This window comes from Desulfohalovibrio reitneri, assembly GCF_000711295.1.
Classification (GTDB): Bacteria; Desulfobacterota; Desulfovibrionia; order Desulfovibrionales; family Desulfovibrionaceae; genus Desulfohalovibrio; species Desulfohalovibrio reitneri.
Window position 1 is genome coordinate 56,189 of the sequence record NZ_JOMJ01000004.1, and the last position, 21,035, is coordinate 77,223.

At 65.7% G+C, this 21,035-nt stretch carries 17 protein-coding genes; 10 read left to right on the plus strand and 7 right to left on the minus strand.

Annotation, left to right across the window (positions count from 1 at the left end):
• From N911_RS0112820 to N911_RS0112830, 3 genes are all read left to right on the plus strand, one after another.
• Nucleotides 1-1,668 carry a hypothetical protein gene (locus N911_RS0112820; RefSeq protein WP_029897793.1) on the plus strand — a complete coding sequence of 556 codons (1,668 nt, stop codon included), beginning with the start codon at nucleotides 1-3 and terminating at the stop codon, nucleotides 1,666-1,668.
• A 248-nt stretch (nucleotides 1,669-1,916) separates the two neighbouring features.
• Nucleotides 1,917-2,444, plus strand: coding sequence for an Hsp20/alpha crystallin family protein (locus N911_RS0112825; protein WP_029897796.1), 528 nt, complete (start codon nucleotides 1,917-1,919; stop codon nucleotides 2,442-2,444).
• A gap of 113 nt (nucleotides 2,445-2,557) precedes the next feature.
• On the plus strand, nucleotides 2,558-2,800 hold the full coding sequence (locus N911_RS0112830; protein ID WP_029897797.1) for a Nif11-like leader peptide family natural product precursor: 243 nt from the start codon (nucleotides 2,558-2,560) through the stop codon (nucleotides 2,798-2,800).
• Between the two features lie 27 nt (nucleotides 2,801-2,827).
• On the opposite strand, the gene N911_RS0112835 is transcribed toward N911_RS0112830, so the two are convergent.
• Nucleotides 2,828-3,526: a S24 family peptidase gene (locus tag N911_RS0112835; RefSeq protein ID WP_029897799.1), complete on the minus strand. Its 699-nt coding sequence runs from the start codon at nucleotides 3,524-3,526 to the stop codon at nucleotides 2,828-2,830.
• A gap of 383 nt (nucleotides 3,527-3,909) precedes the next feature.
• On the opposite strand from N911_RS0112835, the gene N911_RS0112845 reads away from it, so the two are divergent.
• From N911_RS0112845 to N911_RS0112860, 3 genes are all read left to right on the plus strand, one after another.
• Nucleotides 3,910-4,347 carry a peptidase M15 gene (locus N911_RS0112845; RefSeq protein WP_035105521.1) on the plus strand — a complete coding sequence of 146 codons (438 nt, stop codon included), beginning with the start codon at nucleotides 3,910-3,912 and terminating at the stop codon, nucleotides 4,345-4,347.
• Nucleotides 4,348-4,352: 5 nt separating this feature from the next.
• The gene (locus N911_RS0112850) at nucleotides 4,353-4,547 is read left to right on the plus strand and encodes a helix-turn-helix domain-containing protein (protein ID WP_029897804.1); all 195 of its coding nucleotides are present in this window, start codon (nucleotides 4,353-4,355) and stop codon (nucleotides 4,545-4,547) included.
• An 809-nt stretch (nucleotides 4,548-5,356) separates the two neighbouring features.
• Nucleotides 5,357-7,780 carry a methyl-accepting chemotaxis protein gene (locus tag N911_RS0112860; protein ID WP_029897808.1) on the plus strand — a complete coding sequence of 808 codons (2,424 nt, stop codon included), beginning with the start codon at nucleotides 5,357-5,359 and terminating at the stop codon, nucleotides 7,778-7,780.
• Between the two features lie 334 nt (nucleotides 7,781-8,114).
• Here the strand turns inward: N911_RS0112860 and N911_RS0112865 are convergent, their stop codons facing one another.
• Complete coding sequence (locus N911_RS0112865) at nucleotides 8,115-8,606, minus strand: response regulator (RefSeq protein ID WP_051694372.1); 492 nt, start codon at nucleotides 8,604-8,606, stop codon at nucleotides 8,115-8,117.
• Between the two features lie 145 nt (nucleotides 8,607-8,751).
• Here N911_RS0112865 and N911_RS0112870 point away from each other — a divergent pair, with 145 nt between their 5' ends.
• Nucleotides 8,752-11,886, plus strand: coding sequence for an AfsR/SARP family transcriptional regulator (locus N911_RS0112870; RefSeq protein WP_029897812.1), 3,135 nt, complete (start codon nucleotides 8,752-8,754; stop codon nucleotides 11,884-11,886).
• 28 nt (nucleotides 11,887-11,914) lie between these two features.
• Here the strand turns inward: N911_RS0112870 and N911_RS0112875 are convergent, their stop codons facing one another.
• Both N911_RS0112875 and N911_RS0112880 read right to left on the minus strand, forming a co-directional pair.
• Nucleotides 11,915-12,661 (minus strand): sulfotransferase family 2 domain-containing protein, encoded by a 747-nt coding sequence (locus tag N911_RS0112875; protein ID WP_202593874.1) that lies wholly within the window; start codon nucleotides 12,659-12,661, stop codon nucleotides 11,915-11,917.
• A 282-nt stretch (nucleotides 12,662-12,943) separates the two neighbouring features.
• Nucleotides 12,944-13,678 (minus strand): PEP-CTERM sorting domain-containing protein, encoded by a 735-nt coding sequence (locus N911_RS0112880; RefSeq protein WP_029897816.1) that lies wholly within the window; start codon nucleotides 13,676-13,678, stop codon nucleotides 12,944-12,946.
• A 237-nt stretch (nucleotides 13,679-13,915) separates the two neighbouring features.
• Between N911_RS0112880 and N911_RS0112885 the strand changes: the two genes are divergently transcribed.
• The 3 genes from N911_RS0112885 (at nucleotide 13,916) to N911_RS0112895 (ending at nucleotide 17,859) form a co-directional block, all read left to right on the plus strand.
• The gene (locus N911_RS0112885; protein ID WP_029897818.1) at nucleotides 13,916-14,617 is read left to right on the plus strand and encodes a choice-of-anchor W domain-containing protein; all 702 of its coding nucleotides are present in this window, start codon (nucleotides 13,916-13,918) and stop codon (nucleotides 14,615-14,617) included.
• Between the two features lie 288 nt (nucleotides 14,618-14,905).
• On the plus strand, nucleotides 14,906-15,808 hold the full coding sequence (locus tag N911_RS0112890) for an N-acyl amino acid synthase FeeM domain-containing protein (RefSeq protein WP_035105524.1): 903 nt from the start codon (nucleotides 14,906-14,908) through the stop codon (nucleotides 15,806-15,808).
• Nucleotides 15,805-17,859, plus strand: a complete 2,055-nt coding sequence (locus N911_RS0112895; RefSeq protein ID WP_051694374.1) for a ThiF family adenylyltransferase — start codon at nucleotides 15,805-15,807, stop codon at nucleotides 17,857-17,859. The genes N911_RS0112890 and N911_RS0112895 overlap by 4 nt, the downstream gene beginning before the upstream one ends.
• A 414-nt stretch (nucleotides 17,860-18,273) precedes the next feature.
• On the opposite strand, the gene N911_RS0112900 is transcribed toward N911_RS0112895, so the two are convergent.
• The 3 genes from N911_RS0112900 to N911_RS0112910 form a co-directional block, all read right to left on the minus strand.
• On the minus strand, nucleotides 18,274-19,098 hold the full coding sequence (locus N911_RS0112900; RefSeq protein WP_029897824.1) for a PEP-CTERM sorting domain-containing protein: 825 nt from the start codon (nucleotides 19,096-19,098) through the stop codon (nucleotides 18,274-18,276).
• 161 nt (nucleotides 19,099-19,259) lie between these two features.
• The gene (locus N911_RS0112905) at nucleotides 19,260-20,321 is read right to left on the minus strand and encodes an HlyD family secretion protein (RefSeq protein ID WP_029897826.1); all 1,062 of its coding nucleotides are present in this window, start codon (nucleotides 20,319-20,321) and stop codon (nucleotides 19,260-19,262) included.
• Complete coding sequence (locus N911_RS0112910) at nucleotides 20,318-21,034, minus strand: ATP-binding cassette domain-containing protein (protein WP_029897828.1); 717 nt, start codon at nucleotides 21,032-21,034, stop codon at nucleotides 20,318-20,320. The genes N911_RS0112905 and N911_RS0112910 overlap by 4 nt, the downstream gene beginning before the upstream one ends.
• Nucleotide 21,035: the final 1 nt, after the last annotated feature.

The following is a 21,035-nucleotide window of genomic DNA, read 5'->3' on the forward strand; positions in this document are numbered from 1 at the left end:
ATGCGCGCGATACGACTCCTGCTCGTTCTCCTGCTGGTGTTGGCCGGTACGGCCGTGGCCGCTGGCGGCGGTGACGCCGGGAACGGGGCCGCCCCCGCCCGGAACCTGTTCGTCACCCACGAGCGCTGCCTGGCCTGCCACAACGGACTCACCGCGCCTTCGGGCCTGGACATCTCCATGGGCAACGACTGGCGTTCCTCCATCATGGCCAACTCCGCCCGGGACCCCTATTGGCAGGCTTCCATCCGCCGCGAGGTGCTGGACCACCCTCGGGCCGAGGCGGAGATTCAGGACGAGTGCTCCGCCTGCCACATGCCCATGGCCCGCTACCAGGCCAAGGTGGGCGGGACCATGGGCCGGGTGTTCAGCCACCTGGCCGCCCTGCGGCGCATGGCGGCGGCCGGACAGGCCGCGCCCAATCCCATGACTCCGGCGGCCAGGCTGGCCTCGGACGGCGTTTCCTGTTCCATGTGCCACCAGATCGAGGCGGAGGGGCTGGGAACGCCTCAGAGTTTCGTGGCCGGGTTCACGGTGGACGAGGCCAGCGGGCTGGGCGCGGACCGCCAGGCCTTCGGGCCCTTTGAGATCGACGGCGGGCGGAAGCGGGTCATGCGTTCCTCCGCTCTGCTGGAGCCGAACCAGTCCAAACATGTGCAGGACTCCGCCCTGTGCGGCTCCTGCCACACCCTCTACACCCACACGCGCGGGCCGGGAGGCGAGGTCATCGGCAGGCTGCCGGAGCAGATGCCCTACCTGGAGTGGCGGCACAGCGACTACACGGAAGAGCGGTCCTGCCAGTCCTGCCACATGCCCGCCCTGGAGGAACCAGCGGAACTGACCTCCGTGCTGGGCAAGGAGCGGGACGGGTTCTCGCGCCACGTTTTCCGGGGCGGCAACTTCCTGATGCTGGACATTCTGCGCGAGAACGCCGGAGAGTTGGGCGTGGTCGCCCCGGCGGCGGACCTGCGCGTCACGGCCGAGCGCACGCGGGAGCACCTGCGGGAGAAGTCGGCACGGGTGGCGCTTGAGCGCACGGCCCTGGACGGGCGAAGTTTGGCGGTGGACGTGCGGGTGGAGAATCTGGCCGGGCACAAGCTGCCCACGGCCTATCCGTCTAGGCGGGCTTGGCTGCGCCTGCGGGTGGAGGACGCCGGGGGGAACGCGGTCTTCGAATCCGGGGCGCTCAACCCGGACGGCTCCATCCAGGGCAACGACAACGACCTCGACCCCAGGGAATATGAGCCGCACCGCGAGATGCTCACCGCGCCGGGGCAGGTGCAGATCTACGAGGCGGTCATGGCCGATCCGGACGGCGTTGTGACCACGGGGCTGCTGCGGGCCATCCGCTACGTCAAGGACAACCGCGTCCTGCCGCGAGGGTTCGCCAAGGACACGGCCGGGGAGGACATAGCCGTGCGCGGCCGAGCGGTGGACGACGAGGATTTCACCGCCGCGGGGGACACGGTGCGCTATCGGGTGGAGACTCCCGGCGGCGGAGGTCCGTACACCGTGCTGGCCGAGCTGTGGTACCAGCCCATCGGCTTCCGCTGGGCGAAAAACCTCGAAAGGCGGGAGGCCCCGGAAATAGCCCGCTTCACCGGCTACTACCGGGGGGTGGCGGGCAATTCGGCCATCCTGCTGGCCAGCGACAGGAAAACCGTGCGCTAGCTCCCTTCCCATAGCGGTCAGCCGCCTGCTTATTCGATGCCTCGCGGCCGCGTTGTCCGGCGGCCGCGGGGTTTTCTTTTTTCCACAGGGTGTTGTGTATTCCGCCTGGGTCGGGCGAGAATATGCTATGGTAAAAAGATATATCCCGGTTCTTTACAAGAAAAAAATGGGCATTAATATGGTGTGTAAAACACAGCGCGTTTCATTCCCGTGAAACGTCGCCGATTCTGTCGCAAGGAGGTGTCCATATGGAAATGAACAGGCTGAAACCGTGGAACTGGTTCCGCAAGGAAGAGCAGGAGGCCATGCCCGCCCGGTCCGAGTTCGGCGTGTCCAGAGAGATGCGTCCCTGGGATGTCTTCCGCGACATGGACCGCTTTTTCGAGCGCGCCATGCGCGAGGGAGGAATGCCGGAGTTTCCCGGCGAGTTGCAGTCCTTCAAGCCCCGGGTGGACATAGCGGGCAAGGACGGTGAATACGTGGTAACCGCGGAATTGCCCGGAGTGGACGAAAAGGACATCTCCCTGGATCTCTCCGGCGACAACTTGGTTCTGACCGCGAAGAAGGACCAGGAGAAGAAGGAAGAGGACAAAGAGGGCGGCTACTACCGGGTGGAGCGGTCCTACGGTTCCTTCCGCCGGGTATTCACCCTTCCCGCGGACGTTGACCGCGAGAATATCAAGGCCAACTACGACAAGGGCGTGCTGACCATCACCATGCCCCGCTCCGAGCAGCTGGAGCAGGGGGCCAAGCGCATTGAGATCGGCGGCTCATAGACGCCGGGCGCGCGGCATGCACGACGGGCGGACGGGCGGACCGGCCGCCCTTTTTTGTGTCCGCCGCTTTTCATCAGCGGTCGCCTAGCCTATCCTGGCCTACGGGAGGACGCATGGCCAGCGAAGACGTGGAGACATTCTACCAGTGGCTGGAGCACGACCCGGGCCTGAGGGAATCCTTCGAGCGCATCGACCCCTCGGCAGGGCGGGCGGCTTGGCTGCGGGCCGTGGTGGCCCTGGGCCGCGAGCACGGGCTGGAGTTCAGCGAAAAGGAGTTCGAGCGGGTCTCCGAGGAGCTTGCCGGACGGGGAGGCGGGGGCCGCAAGTCCGGCAAGCCCTGGTGGAAATTTTGGTAAGTCCGCCCGCCGTTCACGGGAGGCGCGCTAGTCCAGCTCCTTGGCCGTCCAGATGCAGCGGGCGATGATGCGGAAGTGGTCCTCGCCCCGTATTTCCTGTTCCACCCCGCCGTTGTCCGAGACCATGAGCACGGTGTCGCCGCGCTTGCGCAGCCGCTTGATGACGATGCCGTCCTGGTGCTCCACCAAAAAGACCCGGTTGTCAGCGAACTCCGTGCGCGACTCGTCGCAGAGCACGATGGAACCGTCCTCGATGGTGGGGGCCATGGAGTCGCCGTCGGCCCGCACCACCACCATGGAGCCGGGGCCGCCCTTGGTGCGCAGCCAGTCGGTGCGGAAGGCCAAGTGGGACTTGACCTGGCGGGACAGCTGCAGCGACTCCCCGCCCATGGTGGGCACCGCCTCCAGGAAGGGCACGCGGGTCAGGCCCTGCTGGCCGTATTCGGCCACATGTTCTGGCATGGAGAATTTTTTCCGCGAATCGTCTTCGGGGCGGTCCGCGATTTCCCTCCCCATGCGGAGCATGTCCTCGTAGCCGTAGCCGAGGAAGGAGGCGATGTAGCGCCTGGTCTCCTCGGTGCCGGCGCCGCGTCCGTTCTTGATGTCCGCGATGTAGCTCGATTCCTTTCCCAGGGCCTTGGCCAGCCGGGCCTGGGTACCGCGTTCGCGTCCAGCCAGGACGCCCTTGAGGGCCAGCCCGAAAATCTTTCCCGTGGTGTCGTACATGGCGCCATCCTACATGATTTGCCCCGGAAAGAACATTCTTCAAGTTCCAACAACCGGGTTGATAGTTTCGTTGTAATCCAATATACTGTTCGAAATCAAGGCGGGGCGTGAAAAATAGGTCAGCCATTTTGGAGCCTTGAGGTTTTCGTTTTTCAATTCGTGTTTCCGGTTGGTCGTGTTCCGGCCGGATGGTCCCCGGCTCGCCGGGGCGAACACCGCCCGCCCGCTTCGCAAGGCGGACGGGCGGAAAACACTGGAGGCGACATGATGCGCTACCGCTTCGTTGCGCGGCCGGATTCGGCCCGGCCGGCCGGGGGCGATCTCCCGGCCATTCGGCCGGAAACCGCGCCGGAGGGCCGCCACGGGCCGCGCCGGGAGCGGGCATGACCCGGAGGGGGCACCGTCCGCGCCACTTCGCCATTGAGGAGCTGGTCCCGCCCGAGTTTCTGCGTGAATACACGGAGCGCATTCTCTGGGGATTGCTCGATTCCAGGCTGTTGTGGACCATCGACGCCTTGCGCGACATTTATGGGCCGCTTGTCGCCAACACCTGGCACGGCGGCGGCGAGCACGCCTACCGGGGGCTGCGTCCGCACGATTGTCACGTGGGCGCCCCGCTCTCCGACCACAAGTACGGCCGGGCGGTGGACCTGGTGCCCGTGCATGCCACGTCGGAGCAAATGCGGGAGGACATTCGCCGCGACGCCCATCCCGAGGCCTTCCAGCATCTCACCGTGGTGGAGCTGGATACGCACTGGCTACACATCGGCTTCCGCAACATCGACAACTCAGACGGCATCATCTGGATTCCAAGGGGGTGATTCCAATGGCCATCCTGCTCGTGGGAAAGGAACAGATCGCCAAGGCCCTGGGCGTGGGTAAAAACACCATCCCGCGCCTGGTGCGCGAAGAGGGGCTGCCGGCCTGGCGCGAAGGCTCCAGGGGCATATACCGCGCCCTGCCGGACGACCTGACCACCTGGCTCAAGCAGCGGCGGCGCCAGTACAAGGGCGACTGCTGACGCGGGCCTCGTCCGATGCGGGCGGCCGGCAAGTGAAGCGGCTCCGGGGGAAGGGCGCTCCCTCCCCGGAGCCGCCCGATCAACCAGTGGCGGGGGAGAAAAGCAGGGGGGAAAATTAGATGTTTCGCACGGTTTGTTCTGGAAAAGGCCGAATCCCTCCAACGTGGCGGATTCGCCGGAGAACTTCCCTCGCGTGTCCCGCCATGACCAATCCCGCGAACACACATGTGAATTGTTTTGCCGCGGGTCCAGGCCACGCGAGTCCTGGTCGCCCGAAGGGCGAACCCGTAGATGTCTTCGATGTCCTGTGATTCAAGGAGGTTTTGTTTATGTTGGTCTATGTGGCCCGCGACAGGGACGGCGAGGTGCGTCTGCATGGGAAGCGCCCGGAGCGTCTTGAGGCCTTGGGGCTGTGGGATTCGGGCGGGGAGGCGGCCACGCTGGCGGGGGAGTGGCCGCGAGCGGTCTGGCGGGAGGGGCCGGTGGCGATGCGCCTGGTGGCGGCGGTGGATGCCCCGCGCGTCCCGGCGTGGGCTCCTGGGGTGAGGGGGTGTGGAAAACATACGTAAACGGCCTGATATTTTTTGTCTAATTTGTCGCAAGCTTTGCATGCCGTGGGTCGCGGCATGATAATTTTCGCACAACCTCTTATGGAAATGGAAAAACGTATCCGATGTGGGATAGGCGGAGGGTCGGAAAAGGCTCCGTTCCGGGCTGGGCGGTTCGGCGTCGCTGGAAGGGGCCCTCTTTTCATACGGCGCGCGACCCGGCGGGGGCGCGCCGGACTATTTCGCAGGAGGGTGTATTCCATGAGCATTCGTCTCAAGCTGCTGCTGCCCATCATACTGACAGTGGTGGTGCTGGGGCTGGGCGGGTATTTCGTCATCCAGGGCCAATTGGACGAACTCCGGGACATGAACGTCCGGGCGCGGGTGGAGTCCAAGCAGGGCGAGATCGCCAACGCCATCGACGAAGCCTCCCGCTTCGCCCGCGATACGGCGGCCATCTTCTCCAAGCTGCCCGAGGTGATCGAGGCCTACCAGCAGGCCACGGGCGGGGACGTCAATGATCCCGAGGACCCCGCGGCCCAGTCCGCCCGCGAGATGTTGCGCCGGAGCCTGGCACCGGCCATGGCCGGGTACGCCTCGGTGAACCAGGGGGACAAGCTGCGGCTGCACTTCCATCTGCCCTCGGGCCGCTCCCTGGTGCGCATGTGGCGCGACAAGCAGGCCAGGCGCGGCGGGCAATGGGTGGACATCTCCGACGACATCTCCTCCTTCCGCCAGACCGTTTTGGATGTGAATTCCCGTGGCGAGCCGGTGCAGGGCATCGAACTCGGGCGTGGCGGCTTCGCCATCCGTGGGCTGGCTCCGGTCGAGTCGGGCGGGCGGCAGCTTGGCAGCGTGGAAACCCTCATCAGCTTCGAGCCCATCCTGCGCTCCGCGGCCAAGGGCGAGGCCGGAAACCTCATCCTCTATATGAACGCGGACAAGCTGCCCATCACCACCAAGCTGCAGGACCCTGATGAATATCCCGTGCTGGGCGGGGAGTATGTGCGCATAACCTCCACCGCCCGGGGCGGCGGCGTTCCCGAGGGGGTGGACCGCGCCCTGCTGAACGCCGGGACCGGGGGCGTGAGCATGCGGCAGGTGGAGGGCGGCGCCCTGGCAGCCTTCCCGGTGAACGACTACAAGGGCGATCAGGTGGGCGTGCTGGTCTACGCCCTGGACACCTCGGCGCAGCAGGCGGTCATCGGCCGCGCCGAGCGGATATTCCTGGGCGTGCTGGCGGCCATCCTGGTCATCCCCGCCCTGCTGGTGGCCCTGCTGGCCGGCCGCTACATCGCCGGGCCGGTCTCCCGCATCGTGGCCGTCATCAAGGACATCGCCCAGGACAAGGCCGACCTGACCAAGGAGCTGGACATCAAGCAGCGCGACGAGATCGGCGAACTGGCCACCTGGTTCAACCGCCTCACCCGAAAGATAGACACCATCCTCTGCGACAGCGAAGGCTACGTGAACATGCTCAACGCCGTGGCCGACCCCATCTTCGCGGTGGACGACGACTACAACATCACCATGGCCAACAAGGCCACCCAGCGGTTCCTGGGCATGGACATGGAGCAGTTGAAGAACAAGCGCTGCTCCCAGCTCTTCAAGACCGAGCTGTGCGGCACCGACCGCTGCCCCATGGGCCAGACCATGCGCCACGGCAAGTGCACCGAGGCCGAGGTCATCCGCATCGGCGACGAGAACGACCCCACCTACATCCTGCCGACCACGGACATCCTGCTGGACTGCCACGGCAAGAAGGCGGGCTATGTTGAGGTGGCCCGCAACGTCACCGACCTGATCAAGAAGGAGCACGAACTCAACGCCAACCTGGAGCGCGTGGAGCGGGTCAACTCGCAGGCCTCCGGCGCGGCGGGCGAGGTTTCGGACGCCGCGGACAACCTCTCCGTGGCCTTCGAGCAGATCGTCACCGGGGCCTCCCGCCAGCGGGAGAACGTGCAGGACACCGCCTCGGCCATGGACGAGATGAACTCCTCCGTGCTGGAAGTGGCCAGAAACGCCTCGGACACCGCCTCCCAGGCGGACACCGCCCGGGAGCGGGCCACCGCCGGGGCGGAGATCGTCTCCCAGGTGGTGGAGGCCATCGACACCGTGCGCAAGCAGGCCAACGAGACCGCCGAATCCATGTCCGAGCTTGGCGAGCGGGCCGAATCCATCGGTCAGGTCATGAACGTCATCACGGACATCGCGGACCAGACCAACCTGCTGGCGCTCAACGCGGCCATCGAGGCCGCCCGCGCGGGCGAGGCCGGGCGCGGTTTCGCCGTGGTGGCCGACGAGGTGCGCAAGCTGGCGGAAAAGACCATGTCCGCCACCAAGGAGGTGGGCGAGGCCATCCAGGCCATTCAGGACAACGCCCGCAAGAACGTGGATGGCGTGCATGCCTCGGTGAAATCCGTGGAGCAGGCCACGGAGCTGGCCAACCAGTCGGGGGAGGCCCTGCAGGAGATCGTGGCCATCGTGGCCCAGACCACCGACCAGGTGCAGTCCATCGCCTCGGCCGCGGAACAGCAGTCCGCCACCTCCGAGGAGATCAACCGCTCCATTTCGGAAATCTCCCGCATCACCGACGAAACCGCCGACGCCGTGGACCGTTCCGCGCAAAACGTCCGCAAACTGGCCGACCTCGCCTCCACCCTGCGCGACATCTCGCAAGGCTAGAAAGCGCTGGAAAAACATGGAAGGCGGCGGAAGGGCACAGCCCTTCCGCCGCTTTTTTTTCGTGCGATGCGGGAAAGAGGGTGGAAGGGAATGGTGGAAGGGAACGCGTGGTTGTTGGCGGGTAGGTGAAAGTTTCCTTTGGAGTCTGCGCATCAAGAGCCAAACGGCCGGGATGGGTTGCAACCGGTTGGATTCGCCTCGAAATCGTACAATCGCCGGGGCGCTCCCTCGCCGCACTCCACCGCGCGTCATCACTCGTCACAACCGCAAACCGAGTTTGCCTCGGACCCGGGGCCGCGCAGGCCCTGGCCGCCCGAAGGGGGAATGCCCGCCGTCAGCGTGTTACGGCGATCAGTTCCCGCACGGCTCGGATGAAGTCGTTCATGCGGACGGGTTTGCTGAGGTAGGCGTCGTAGCCGCCGTCGAGGATGCGACGCCGGTCTCCTTTCATGGCGCAGGCGGAGACGGCCAGGATGGGGATGGCGGAAAGGCCGGGAGTGGCCTTGATGCGGCGGACTTGCTCAATGCACTTTTCCGGCGGGTACTGGACGTCGAGGACGATGAGGTCGAAGTCGCAGGTATGCAGCTTTGCCAGTGCTTTCTCTTCGTGGTCCACACCAACGGGCAGCATGCCGGCGCGTTTGAGAACGCTGATGAAGAAGTATCTGTTGCTCAGGACGGGCTCGTTCACCAGCACCAGGGGCTTGGCGGTCAAGCGGGGGGTATCGGCGAGGCGGTCGTGGCAGAAGGTGACTGATTCGCGCGCCGAGGGACCAGCCGGAAGTGCTTGTGGAAAGTCGCTGCTGTCATGGAAACGGATATTCATGATGGCTCCGAAAGTTGCTGCGTACTGTACGGTCCACGTTTTTATCCGCCTCCTCTTACATATTTCTCACCCGCCCAACTTGTGGGTTCTGGACGCGTATCGGCTTTGGCCATACCCTGGCCGAAACCGATAGAGGGAGCGGGATATGACCACCATTCGCCGCAACGCCGCGCTGGAGCAGTGCGAGTTGCTGGATCGTTCGCCGTGCCGGGTGCTGCTGGTGCAGGCCAGGGCCGGGCAGGGCAAGACGGTGCTGGCCGGGCAGTTCGCCGAGGAGGGCGGGGGTCCGGCGGGCTGGGTGGCCCTGAGCGGGCTGCACGCCTCGCCCACGGTGTTTCTGGAGGCTCTTTTGCGGGAGCTTTCGCGTCTGGCCCCGGAGGTGTCGCCGGAGGTGGTCATGGCCCCGGTGCTGGCCAGCACCACGCCAGGGGAGCGGGAGGTGGCCTTCCGTTCCGCCCTTGAGGCCGCCTTCGACGGCCGCGACGTTCGCCCCGCGCGGCTGGTGGTGGACGACGCCCATTTGCTGCTGGACTCCCCGGAATCCCTCGGCCTTCTGCGGGCGGCGGTGGACGCCACCCCGGACAGCCTGTCCTGGCTCGTCCTCACCCGGCACAAGCTGGAGCGGGAGGGCAAGCCGCTGTTCCGCTTCAACGAGTACCTGCGCATCGACGAGGGGCTGCTGGCCTTCGAGCGGCGCGAGGTGGTGGAACTGTACTCCGAGGTCTTCGGGGAGAAGCTGACCTCGGGCGAGGCGGACGGACTGCTCCGGGCCACCGAGGGCTGGCCCGCGGGGCTTGTGCTGTTGCATTCGGAGTCGCGCGGGCAGGGGCTGAACCTCACCCCCGGGGCCTCGCTGGACAGCTACTTCCTCAGCCTGTGCCTGGCCGGGGCGGACGAGGAAACCGCCACCCAGGCCATGCTCCTGGCCCACCTCAAGGAGATGCCCCGCGAACTGCTGGAGGAACTGCGGCTGGAGAAGGCCCAGGCATGGCTGGAAGGGCTGGCGCAAAGGCGTCTGTTCGTGCGGCGGGCGGAACGGGCGGGAGGCGTTACCTACTTCTTCCACCACCTGTTTCAGGAGAGCCTGCGCACGGCTGCTGGGGAGAATCTCGATCCGGAGCGTTTGCGGGAGTTCTGCCGCGCCGCCGGGGACAGGCTGGCCCGCCACGGCTCGCCGGAGGAGGCCATGCTCCTGGCCGCCTCGGTGCAGGACTGGCCGGTGCTGCTGGATATCCTGCGGGAGCACGGCGTGGGCCTGCTCTTCCGCAACCGCGACTCCCTGGTGCGCCAGGCCCTGGCCGACTGCCCGCAGGGAGATTTGGAATCCTCGGCCTGGGCCTGTCTCTGCCTGGGCCGCGCCCTGCTCACGGAAGACCCGGGACGCAGCGAACAGCTCTACCAGCGTGCGGCGGAGCGGTTCGTGGAGGCGGAGGATAGGTTTGGGGAGTTGTTGGCTCTGGTGTTGTTCGTCCAGTTCGAGATTTTCGTCAAAGCGGATTTGCGAGGGATGCGTGACATAGCCCCACGGTGTGAACGTCTCCTAGAAGAGCTTCAGGAATACTTGCCGCCAAAGCTAGAGCAAATCTGTTTGGAGCAGATATGCTATGCCATATGCTATGGCACAGGCGACTTTACTCACGCCACCAAAACACTTGAAAAATGCAGTGCATTTTCTTCACAGATCGGATTTGGCTCTCTCCCTCCGGAATTGCTCATTGTTGCCAGCCATATATGGACCGTGCAAGGTAATGAAATCGCCGCATTGCGAATGCTGCAAAAGCACTATCACAGCCGCAATGATGCATCTCTCAGTCCAGTAGCAAAAATTCTTTTCAATATTGTCTATCTCAACACAAGTCATATGCGAGGCAGGTTGGATGACTATGCATCCATGCGTGATGAATTGCTCTCTAATCACCAAGATGCATTGCAGAACAGCTATTTTGATGGCTTCATACGGATTTGGGATATTGATCTTGTCCGGAAGAAAGACGACCAGCAGGGTGTCCTGCTCATGGTGGATGAAGCCCTCTCGGATCCGAGAGTCGCCGGTATCTCCCATATTTCCAGTTTATGCTACATGGCCCGGGCTATGGCCTTGGCCATGCTCGGGGAGTCCGACAAAGCCTGGACTTCCATATCGCAAGCACTGCGGCTGCGTGCGAAATGTGGCGGGTTGATGTTTATTCACCTCGGCCATTCGGTGACCGCCTGCGTGCTCTCTCTCATTGGCGATCATCGCCGTGCTGAGCACGTTTTCGCGCGTTGTCTGCGGCGTTCGGACCAGTTTGGGGAGTATTCCGTCCGCGCCCAGCTCTACGCCTACCGCGCCCACATGCGGCTGGACCAGGGGCGGATGGACGAGGCTATGGCGGATTTTCGGGCCATGCTGGCCACCCTGGCCGTGTACGGCAACACCTACTTTTTCTACTGGTCGGACCGCGTCATGCTGCGGCTGTTCGGGGAGGCGGCCCGGCGGGGAGAGATGACCGCCCAGGCGGAAAAGATTCTGCGGCGGCAGCTCGACCACGGCGTCCACCAGGGGGAGATCGTGCCGCTGCTGCGTGTCCGCTCCATCGGCGAGTTGCGCTTGAGCGCGGCGGACGGGGCCGCCCTGGACCGGGGCGACCTGACCGCCGGGCAGGAGGCGCTTTTGCGTTTGCTGTTGCAGCGGCCGGACAGAAGTCTGGCCGTGGAGCGGGTGATGGCCGCGCTGTGGCCGGAACAGGCCCAGGGCAAGGCCAGGCGCAGCTTCGACACCGCCCTCTCCCGGCTGCGCAAGCTGCTGGACGCCACCTTCGGCTCCGGGCGCGGCAAGGCGTATCTGCGGACCCGCTCCGGGGTGCTGCGGCTGGCCTGCTGCCGGGTGGACGCCGAGGAGCTGCGGGCGGAGATCGAGGAGGGGCTGCGGGCCGCGCGGGAGAACGAGCCCTGGCACGCGGACATGCGCTTCAGGGCCATGCGGCGGCTGGTGGAGGCCGCGCCGGGGGACGCGGAGTGGCCTTTCGAGCTGGCCGAGGCCGTCAGCCGGGCCGCCCTGGCCTGGGCGGACATCCTGGTGGCGGCGCGGGAGAGCCAGCGCGCCGTGGAGGCCCTGCAAAGCGCCCTGCGCCCGGCTCCGCTGGACGAGCCCCTCAACATGCGCCTCTACCGCCTGCTGCTGGACACCCGCCAGTCCGACCACGCCGCCAGGCACCTGCGGGAATACGCCGACCGCCTCCTTGAAGCGGGCTTTTCCCAGGACGACGTGGAGGAGGTTCTGGCGGGATTCGGCGAGTAAGGCGGGAAGCTGGCCGCCTCCACGCCGGTCAGAACTCGTAGCCGAACGCCTCCACGTCCTTGGCGTACACGTCGGCCACGATTCGTTTCGACGGCTCATCGTAGTATTCCCTGTACGGCCGCTTGGCCCTGTTCACGTTCTTCCTGTCCAGTCTGGCGCGCAGTCCGAGTTTATCGGAAATGACGCCGAAATCCTTGCCCAGCGTCTCCAGCCTGGCCACGTAGCCCACGGACAGGTTTTGGCCGTCCAGAGTCAGGTAGTCGAACTGCGGCCGGAAGTGATGGTACGTCCGGGCGTTTTCCGGCGAGAGCCAGCCACTGACGAAGGCGGGGAAGTCGTTGAAGCGGGCGATGTGCCGTTCCGCCCACCGCCTGTCGTCCTCGTTCATCCCGCCGCGCTTGAGGAAGAGGAAGGCGGAGACCAGCCTGTCCCACGGGTTCCTGACCACGGTGAACTTGAAGAACTTCCGGAACTCGCGCGGGCTGAATATGGCGGCGTATTCACGGATGGTCCTGTGCCCCCCGGCGAGGTTTCCGAACAGGGCCAAGCACACGGAAACGCCCGCGCATTTGGGGATGTGGACGAAGATGGCCTGGTGGTCGAGGAAGGGTTTCAGGGAGTAGGTCGTCGTCGTGGTCCTGCGCCGCAGAACCATGTTCCGGCAGCTCTCCAGGGGGGAGAGGAACGGATGGGTGTAATGACGCAAGGCGAGGGCGAGGCGAACCTCATCCCGGCCCGCCTTGTGTTCCCCTCCTCCCTGGTGGATTCGCGGCATGGCGTGCGCCTCCCGGTTTTGCCCGACAGGTGGGGAGAAAAGCACCATCTCAGATGGTCGCTTGGATGCCGGGCCTGCCCGCGCGGGACGCGAACCCCTTTGCAAATGGCGTGCGGCGGGGCGGCGAATAGCCGCCGGTTCCTTGACCGCCGAAGGGCTTCTCATGGAAAGCCGGAGAGTTCGACGCGGGACTGCGGGTATGGGAGGGCCGTGCGTATCCTACCGGACGGGGCGGAATGTAAAGGCCGCCGACGTCCGTGCCTGAAAAATTGACAACATTTCTCAGCCGCGCCGTTTGCGGCGGGCCTTCCAGACCACCCCGGCGCCGCCTGCCAGCAGCAGGGCCTGGCTGCCCGGTTCGGGAGCGGGCACGGGGCCCTGGCCGTGGAGCGCGTCGTTGGCGCAGTTCATGGTGAAGCCGTAGGTCAGGGTGCCGCCGGGGCTCAGGCCCAGCAATCCGCTTATTCCGGACACGTCCCAGTAGGCGCTGTAGGTGTCCGCCAGCACAGGGTCTTTTTCCCAGCCGGAGAAGGCGGCGGAGCCGATGAGCCCTGCCTGCTCCAGCGTGGCCAGCACGGGATGCCCCTTGCGCTCCAGGCCGCCGAGGGCGTTGTAGACGTCGTCGGAGAAGGCGTAGGACCCCGCGTCCCCGTATGCCAGGTTCACGCCGTAGACGTTCCGGCTTCCGGCCTCGCGGCTGAGGGCGTTGGCCAGCGCCACGTCCCAGTAGCCGTCGGAGTCCACGTCCAGGAACCAGTCGCCGGGGACCACCGTGTCCCACAGGGCTGTGGACGGCGCGGAGTAATCAACCCGGATTCCTAGCAAATGCTGCCCATTAAAGACGAACTCGCCGCCCAGCAAGTCGGGGGTTCCGTTGACGTCCCTGGCGTTCTGCCCGGAAAGCGGGCTGGCGTAGCCGGGCCAGTGGACCACGGAATCGGAAAAGACGAAGCCGTGGGCGGGGAGGGGGGAGCCGAGCAGGAGGGCCAGGGTGAGCAGGAGCGGGAGTCGGTACATGATCTTCTCCATGATTTGTGGATAGTCAGCAAAGGACGTACCAAAGCGATGCTGCCGTGCGGGGCGGATGGGCCGGACAAGTCGAACAACCTTACATTGGCGCGGATTGCCTGCGCGGGAGTGCAGGGGGACAACACGGGGAAGATTGCATAACAGGCTGAAATGGCGTGCCTACGTATGCATGGCGCACAGCTTGCAATACGGGCGGAAGGCATTCCCCACTAAAGGAGACTTCCCGTGAAAAAGATCGTGCTGGCTCTGTTTCTGCTCTGCCTGCCCTCCATGGCCTCCGCCCTGCCGGTGGTGAGCCTTGGGCCGTCAATCCAGTCCGACTCCGACTTTTTCTCCTGGCTGCCGGCCGGCGGCGTGGAGACGTTCGTGGCCCAGGGCCGCATCGGCGACCTCGGCGGCGCCGCCACATACGAGGTTGGGCTGCACGGTCCGGACATGTTCACAAACGCCGGGCCGATACCCGGAGGCAGCAGCCAGTGGGCCTGGTCCAACGGCGTGGGCTACGATTTCAGCCTGTCCCGCTCCGGCGGCCTCATAAACTTCCAGCTTGGCGGCTACGACGGTTCCCTGGCCGAGTCGGCCGAGACCAACCTGCTGGCCATCCGCATGTCCGTGGCCCCGGACAGCGGCCTTGACCTGACAGGCCTGGAGATGGACGGCTCCCAGTTGCCCGACTTCGCCAACGACAACAACCTCGCCAACCGGATCGTGGCCTACATGGTGGTTGAGGGGTTCGGCGCCGACTTCTATTTGGACGGCCTGGCCGGGATGTCCTGGCTGAACCAGGCGCCGGGGCAGTCGAACCTGGCCTTCCAGATCAAGGGCTACAGCGTGCCCAACCCCGTGCCCGAACCGGCCACCCTGCTGTTTTTGGGCGCCGGACTCCTGCCCATGGCCTACATGGCCAGGCGGAAGAAGCGGAATTGAAACGCCGGCCCGGGGCGGGAACGAGAGGCCGGTTCCTTCGGGAATCGGCCTCTGGCGCGTGGTGCGGGGAACAATGCGTGGAACGGACAACTCGGCCCGCTCCATGTTTCATGGAAACGGGTGGAGCGGAAGCCGCGCAACCCCCTTGCTGTGGGCGGAAATAGCGGCTTTTCCTTTTGGCATGCTTCTCGCTTGATTCTCGTGTTGGACCTTGCCGCCAGCCCCGCGCCAGGCCGTCCGCCATTGCCGCGAGGGCGGGCTTTGGGCGTGGTCCACGGGAGGAGAAGTGTGAAACGGAGCATCGAACGGCGCCGCACCATCCGGATCCGGCGTTCGTCACTGCTGGAAGCCAGGCTGGAAGACCTGGACAGGCCGAGCATCAAGATCGCGGAGACCCTGGACGAGTACATCCAGTCCTTCCGCCTGGTGCATGACGAGTATCTGGCCCAGGGATACATCCCCGTGCCGGAGTCGGGGGGAATGAGTTACAACCTGTACAATTTCCTGCCGAAAACCTGTATCTTCATCTTCAAGTCCTACCTGGACGTGCTGTCCACCCTGACCTACGTGCCGGACAACGACGTATTCGGCCTGCCCATGGACACCCTCTACAAACCCGAGGTGGACGAGCTGCGGGCCAGGGGGCGCAAGGTGGTGGAGCTGGGCGCGCTGGCCACCGTGCGCAGCAAGCGCTGGCGCAACATCCTGATGATGACGGTCAAGGCCATGTTCCATTACGCCAAGTTCACCCGGGCCAACGACCTCTGCATCACGGTCAACCCCAAGCATGTCCGGTTCTACAAGAACATTTTTCTTTTCGAGGACTTCGGCGAGGAACGCTTCTTCGAGAAAGTGGGCGCTCCGGCCGTGGCCCTGCGGGTGTCATTCGACAACATCGAGGAAAAGCTGGCCAAGACCTACGGCGGCATGGACTTCGACACCGACCTGCACGGCTTCTTCGTGCAGATGAACCGCAACCCCATGGAGCCGGACATTCCTGAATACCAGGTGGAGCGGCGCAGGCCCCTGGAGTACGAAGTGGCCAGGCACCTGCTGGCAAACAAGCCGGAGCTCCTGTGCGACTTCAAGAACGAGGAGCAGGCCAGATACTTCGAGGGCTTGTATCACAAGGCACTGTACGCGCCGACCGGGGTGGCCAGGGTTCCCTGCGCGCCCGACGTGACGCAATGAACATCATCGAGGACAAACGGCTCGAAGGCCCCTGGGCCGGTCCGCTGGGCAGGCTGGGCATCACCACGCTGGAGCAGTTCCAGGACGAGGCCTTCGCCCGCAACCTCGGCATCCTGGACTTGGCGGAGCAGGACAGGCTGTCCCAGGCCACCGTCTGCATCCCCGGCATGGGCGGGGTGGGCGGCCAGCACCTCATGGGGCTGGTGCGGCTGGGCATCCGCCGTTTCCGGCTGGCCGATCTGGACACCTTCGACCTGGCCAACTTCAACCGCCAGTATGGCGCCACGCTCAACGGCCTGGGCTCCCCCAAGCTGGACGCCATGCACTCCACGGCCTGGTCGGTGAACCCCTTCCTGGAAGTGGAGCAGTACCCGGACGGGCTGGGGGAGCAGAACATCTACTCCTTCCTCAAGGGCGCGGACCTGGTCATGGACGGCCTGGATTTCTTCGAGTTCCCCATGCGGCGGCGGCTGTTCACCCTGGCCAGGGAGATGGGCATACCAGTGGTCACGGCCGGGCCCCTGGGGTTCGGGGGCGCGCTTCTGGTCTTTACCCCGGAGGGCATGTCCTTCGACCGCTACTTCGACATCCGCGAGGGGCAGACCCTGGAGGAGCGCTTTCTGCGCTTCGGCATGGGGCTGGCCCCCAAGGGGATGCACCTCAAGTACATGGACCTCGGACGGGTGAACCTGCACGCCAAGGCCGGGCCGTCCACCTCCATCGCCTGCCATCTGTGCGCCTCCCTGGCCTGCATGGAGGCCATCCGGCTGCTTCTGGACCGGCCCGGCGTGCGCGAGGCCCCACGCTACATGCAGTTCGATCCCTACCTGACCAGGCTGCGCACCGGAAAGCTGCGCTGGGGCAACCGTGGACCGGTGCAGCGCGCCAAGATTTTCGTGGCCTCGCGTTTCCTTCTGGACAACGAGCCGCCGGCCGGGCAGCGCGCTCCGGATTTTCCGGACACCATCATGGTGGGCTCCTCGGTGAGCGACGAGGCCCTGCGCTACATCATGCACGCCGGCGTTGCCGCGCCCTCCGGGGACAACGCCCAACCCTGGAAGCTGCGGCCCAAGTCCTCGGCCGTGGGCCTGCACCTGGACGCCGACGCGGACCGCTCCTTCTTCAACGTGCGCCAGATCGCCTCCCTCATCTCCTGCGGGGCGGTGCTGGAGAATATGCGCGTGGCGGGGGCGGCCATGGGGCTGCGGGGCGAGGTGGTGGAGGCGGACTCCTTCCCGGGGAACGGCCCGGTGGCCGAGCTGCGACTGACCGCCGCTCCGGAGGTTGGGGACGCCCTGCACGACGCCATCTGGGAGCGCACCACCAACCGCCGCCTTTACAGCCGCAAGCCGGTGCCCGAGGGGGTGCAGCGCCGCCTGGCCCGCGAGGCCGGGCTTGTGGGCGGGGTGCGTTTGCACTGGCTGGAGGGGAAGGAGAGCCTGGAGCGGCTGGCCCGCGTGGTGGCCAGGGCGGACACCATCCGCACGGAGCACCGGGGGCTGCACGAACATTTCCACGCCATGCTGCGCCACTCCAAGGACGAGGCGCGCAAAACCCGCGACGGCCTGCCCGTGGACAACCTCTACGCGGGCAAGTCCGGGGAGTTGTTTCTGCGGGCCACCGGACCGTGGCCGGTCATGCGGACGGCCAACCTCTTGGGAGCCAGCCGCATGATGGCCATGCACTCGGCGCGGGGCATCCGCCACAGCGGGGCGGCCGTGCTGCTGACCACCACCGGCTTCGGCTGGGAGGACTTTCTGCGAGGCGGCCGGGCGCTTGAGCGGTGCTGGCTGCGGCTCAGCCAGCTGGGGCTGGCCATGCAGCCCATGACCGCCATCACGCTTTTCCGCCTGCGTTGGGTGCTGGAAGGGGAGGAGGAGTTCGACCCGGTGCACAGGAAGCGGCTACGTTCCCTGTGGCCCATCTACCAGGAACTGTTTCCCCAGGCCAACCTGGACCGCGAGGGCGAGGTCATGCTCTTCCGCATCGGTCACGCCCGGCCCATCACCCGCGGCACCCTCCGCCGCAAGCTGGATTCCTTCATTCTCTAGGCCCCGGTTGGGGCGCTTTCCAGGGGCTTCATCCCGGCGACCGGGCGGTAGCCGGGAAGCCGGGCGTTCCCGTGGTGCTTGATTCAATTCCATCCAAGGGCTTTGCTTACCCGCCGAAGCTGGGGACTGGTATTCGCTTGATTCATGAATCGCCAGTAGCAGACGCCGGCGGCGTCTCGCGGGTCAGGGGCCTGTTGCTTCGGGCCTCGCTTGGGGAGCCGGAGCGGCCGCGATTACAAAGCCTGCCCGGCCAGGGGGCGCATATGGTGGAAACCGGAGCAGGGGGATGCGGCGCCGCCGTGTCGCCGTCGTGGAGTCCCGGAAAAGCGATCGTTCCGGTTGGTAAACAAAAAAGTGCGGGAGGGCCCGAGGGCCCTCCCGCGATGTGGGGGGGGGAAGTGACGTTGTTGGGGCTTAGGCCGCGGCGTTCTTCTTCTGGCGGCGGCGGAAGCCAGCCAGGCCCAGCAGGCCGGCGCCGGTGATCAGCAGGGTGCCCGGCTCGGGGGTGGCCAGGACCGCGGGGTCGTCGCTGATGAAGGCCCACTCGGAACCGGCGTTGGGGTTGGTCTGGAAGGTGGACTCGCCGTAGAGGTTGACGTCCAGGTCGAAGAGGGCTTCGGCCGGATCGTTCAGGATGATGTCGGCGAAGGAGGAGTTGTAGTAGTTCAGGCCGAACCAGGTGTCGCCCTGCACCAGACCGGAGGTGGGATCGATGGTCGGGGTGCTCCACCAGTAGCCGCCGTCGAGGGTCAGGTCGAGCCAGGTGTTGCCGTCGGTGTAGGTGGTCAAGCCATCGGCCACGGTACCGGCGTCGGGGACGGATTCGGTGCTGTCGGCGTAGAGCTTCAGGACCACCTCGTCGCCCAGCTCGGCGTCGCTGATGATGCCGTTGGGGTCGGTGGAGGGGGCGCCGAAGATGAAGTTGCCGAAGCCGTCGATGGACGTGACTTCGAGCAGGAAGTAGCCGGTCAGGGTGTCGAAGCCGCCGGCGACCGTGTCGTCAGAGTTCCAGTACGTGGTGGACTGGTCGAGATTCGTGATGTTCTGGGCGGTCAGGATGCCGTAGAAGGTGGAGCCGACACCGGCAACTTCCTGTCCTTCCTGAAGGATCACGTTCTCAAAGTTGTTGAAGAAAATCTTGTTCAGCCCCGGGCCGAGAACGGGAGCGGCGAAGGCGCTCCCAGCAGCGATCACCATGATCGCAGCGCTGAGGATGAGGGTTCTGAGGGTCGTCCGCATCGTAAAACCTCCAAGTTGGTTTTTCTCCATCTGGAGGCTCTGTTTGCACGGGGTGTGCCAGTCTTTACTGTACTGAAATAACTGGCTATTTGTCATGTTTTTTCTCTGGCTGGGCCTTTGTCTGTAAGGTGTCCCGACAAGCGTGGCAGGGCTGTCGACAATCATTCATCCGCTTGCGGCGCCCCGTCCACCTGGATGAAGGCGTCCATGCGCAGCCCGGGGTAGATGTCGGGGTTGCCTTCGAAATCGATGAGGACTTCCAGCACCCGGCGATCCTTGCGCTCCTCGGGTTCGCCGGTCTGGATGCGCTTGGGCCCCACCATCTCGCCCACGTCGATGACCACGCCGGGGAAGCGCCTGTCCCCGTAGGCGTCGGCCCGGGCGTAGGCGGGCTGCCCCTCGCGCACCAGGGCCACGTCGCTCTCGTCCACCTCGGCCCGCAGCCGCAGTTGACTCATATCGCCCACGGTCATCACCGGGGAGGCGAAGAATTCCGACACGGCCTCCCCCTCCTTGCGGTGGATGCGCAGGATCTCCACGGAGCGGCGGGTGCGCAGTTCGGTGTTCTGCAGGGCGGCCCTGGCCTCGTCCACCCGCGCCTTGGCCTCTTCCAGGAGGGCGCTGGCCTCGGCGATGTCCTCCTCCCGGCCGGTGGCTGTCTGCTGGTACTGCTGCCGGATGGCCTCGTACCGCTGCTCCGCCTCCTGGTACTCGGTCCAGGCGCGTTCCGCGGTCTCCTGGTCGATGAGGTCCTGCTCCACCAGCTCCTGCCTGCGCTCGGCCTCCTTGCGGGCGTTGCGCATAGTCACCTGGGCCCGCTGCAGTTCGGCCAGAACCTCCTTCTGCTTTTCCGGACGCGCGCCGGAGAGCATGCGGTCCAGGGCGGCCTCGCGGGCGGTGACCAGGTTTTCCGCCTGGGCCAGCATGGCTTCCTCCTCCTCGCTTTCCAGGGTGGCCAGCAGGGTGTCGGGCTCCACGTTCCGCCCCTCTTCCACCAGAATCTCCTTGATAACGCCGGTGGCCTCGAAAGAGAGCAGGATTTCCTCGTCCAGGGGCTCCGCCCGTCCGGCGGCGGCCACCCACCGCCCGTCCTCCTCGTCGGGCATGGTCTCCACGAAGGAGGATGTGGCGTTTTCCGCGGGCGCGGGCTGGCGGCTCTGCCAGATGGCCACCGAGCCGCCCGCCAGGATCAGGATCGCGAGCAGGAGAAGGATGGTTTTCATGGTTCGCCTTCGGCATCTAGAGGTTGTTCCCTGGAAAGCTTGCCGTCCTCGATGGTCACGACCCGGTCGGCGTACCGGCGGATGCGCGGGTCGTGCGTGACCACCACCAGCGTCCTGCCCAGCTCGAAGGTCAGCCGGTGGAGCATGTCCAGGATGCGTTGGCCGTTCTCCGAGTCCAGGGCGGCCGTGGGCTCGTCAGCCAGGATGATTTCCGGTTCGCCGCACAGGGCGCGGGAGACGGCCAGCCGCTGCTTTTGGCCGCCGCTGAGCTTGGCCGGATAACTTGACAGCTTGTCCGACAGCCCCACCCAGTCCAGCCGTTCCTCGGCTATCTCGCGTGCCTTGCGGCCCCGGATTCCCTTGAGGTCCAGCACCACCAGCAGGTTCTGCACCACACTGAGGGTGTGGAAGAGGTGGTATTCCTGAAAGATGAAGCCGATGTGGCGCAGCCGCACCTCGGCCAGGCGGCCCCGGCCCAGGGAGGTGATGTCCTGCCCGGCGATCATGATCCGTCCGCTGTCCGGGGTGAGGATGCCACCCATCATGGACAGCAGGGTGGTCTTGCCGCTGCCGGAGGGCCCCATGAGCAGCAGGGTCTCACCCCTGCGCACGCGCAGGTCGGCCCGGTTCACGGCCAGGGTGGCGGAGGGGCCGGAGCCGAAGCGCTTGGTGACGTCGCGCAGCTCCAGCTGGATGGAGTCGTCCCGGGACATG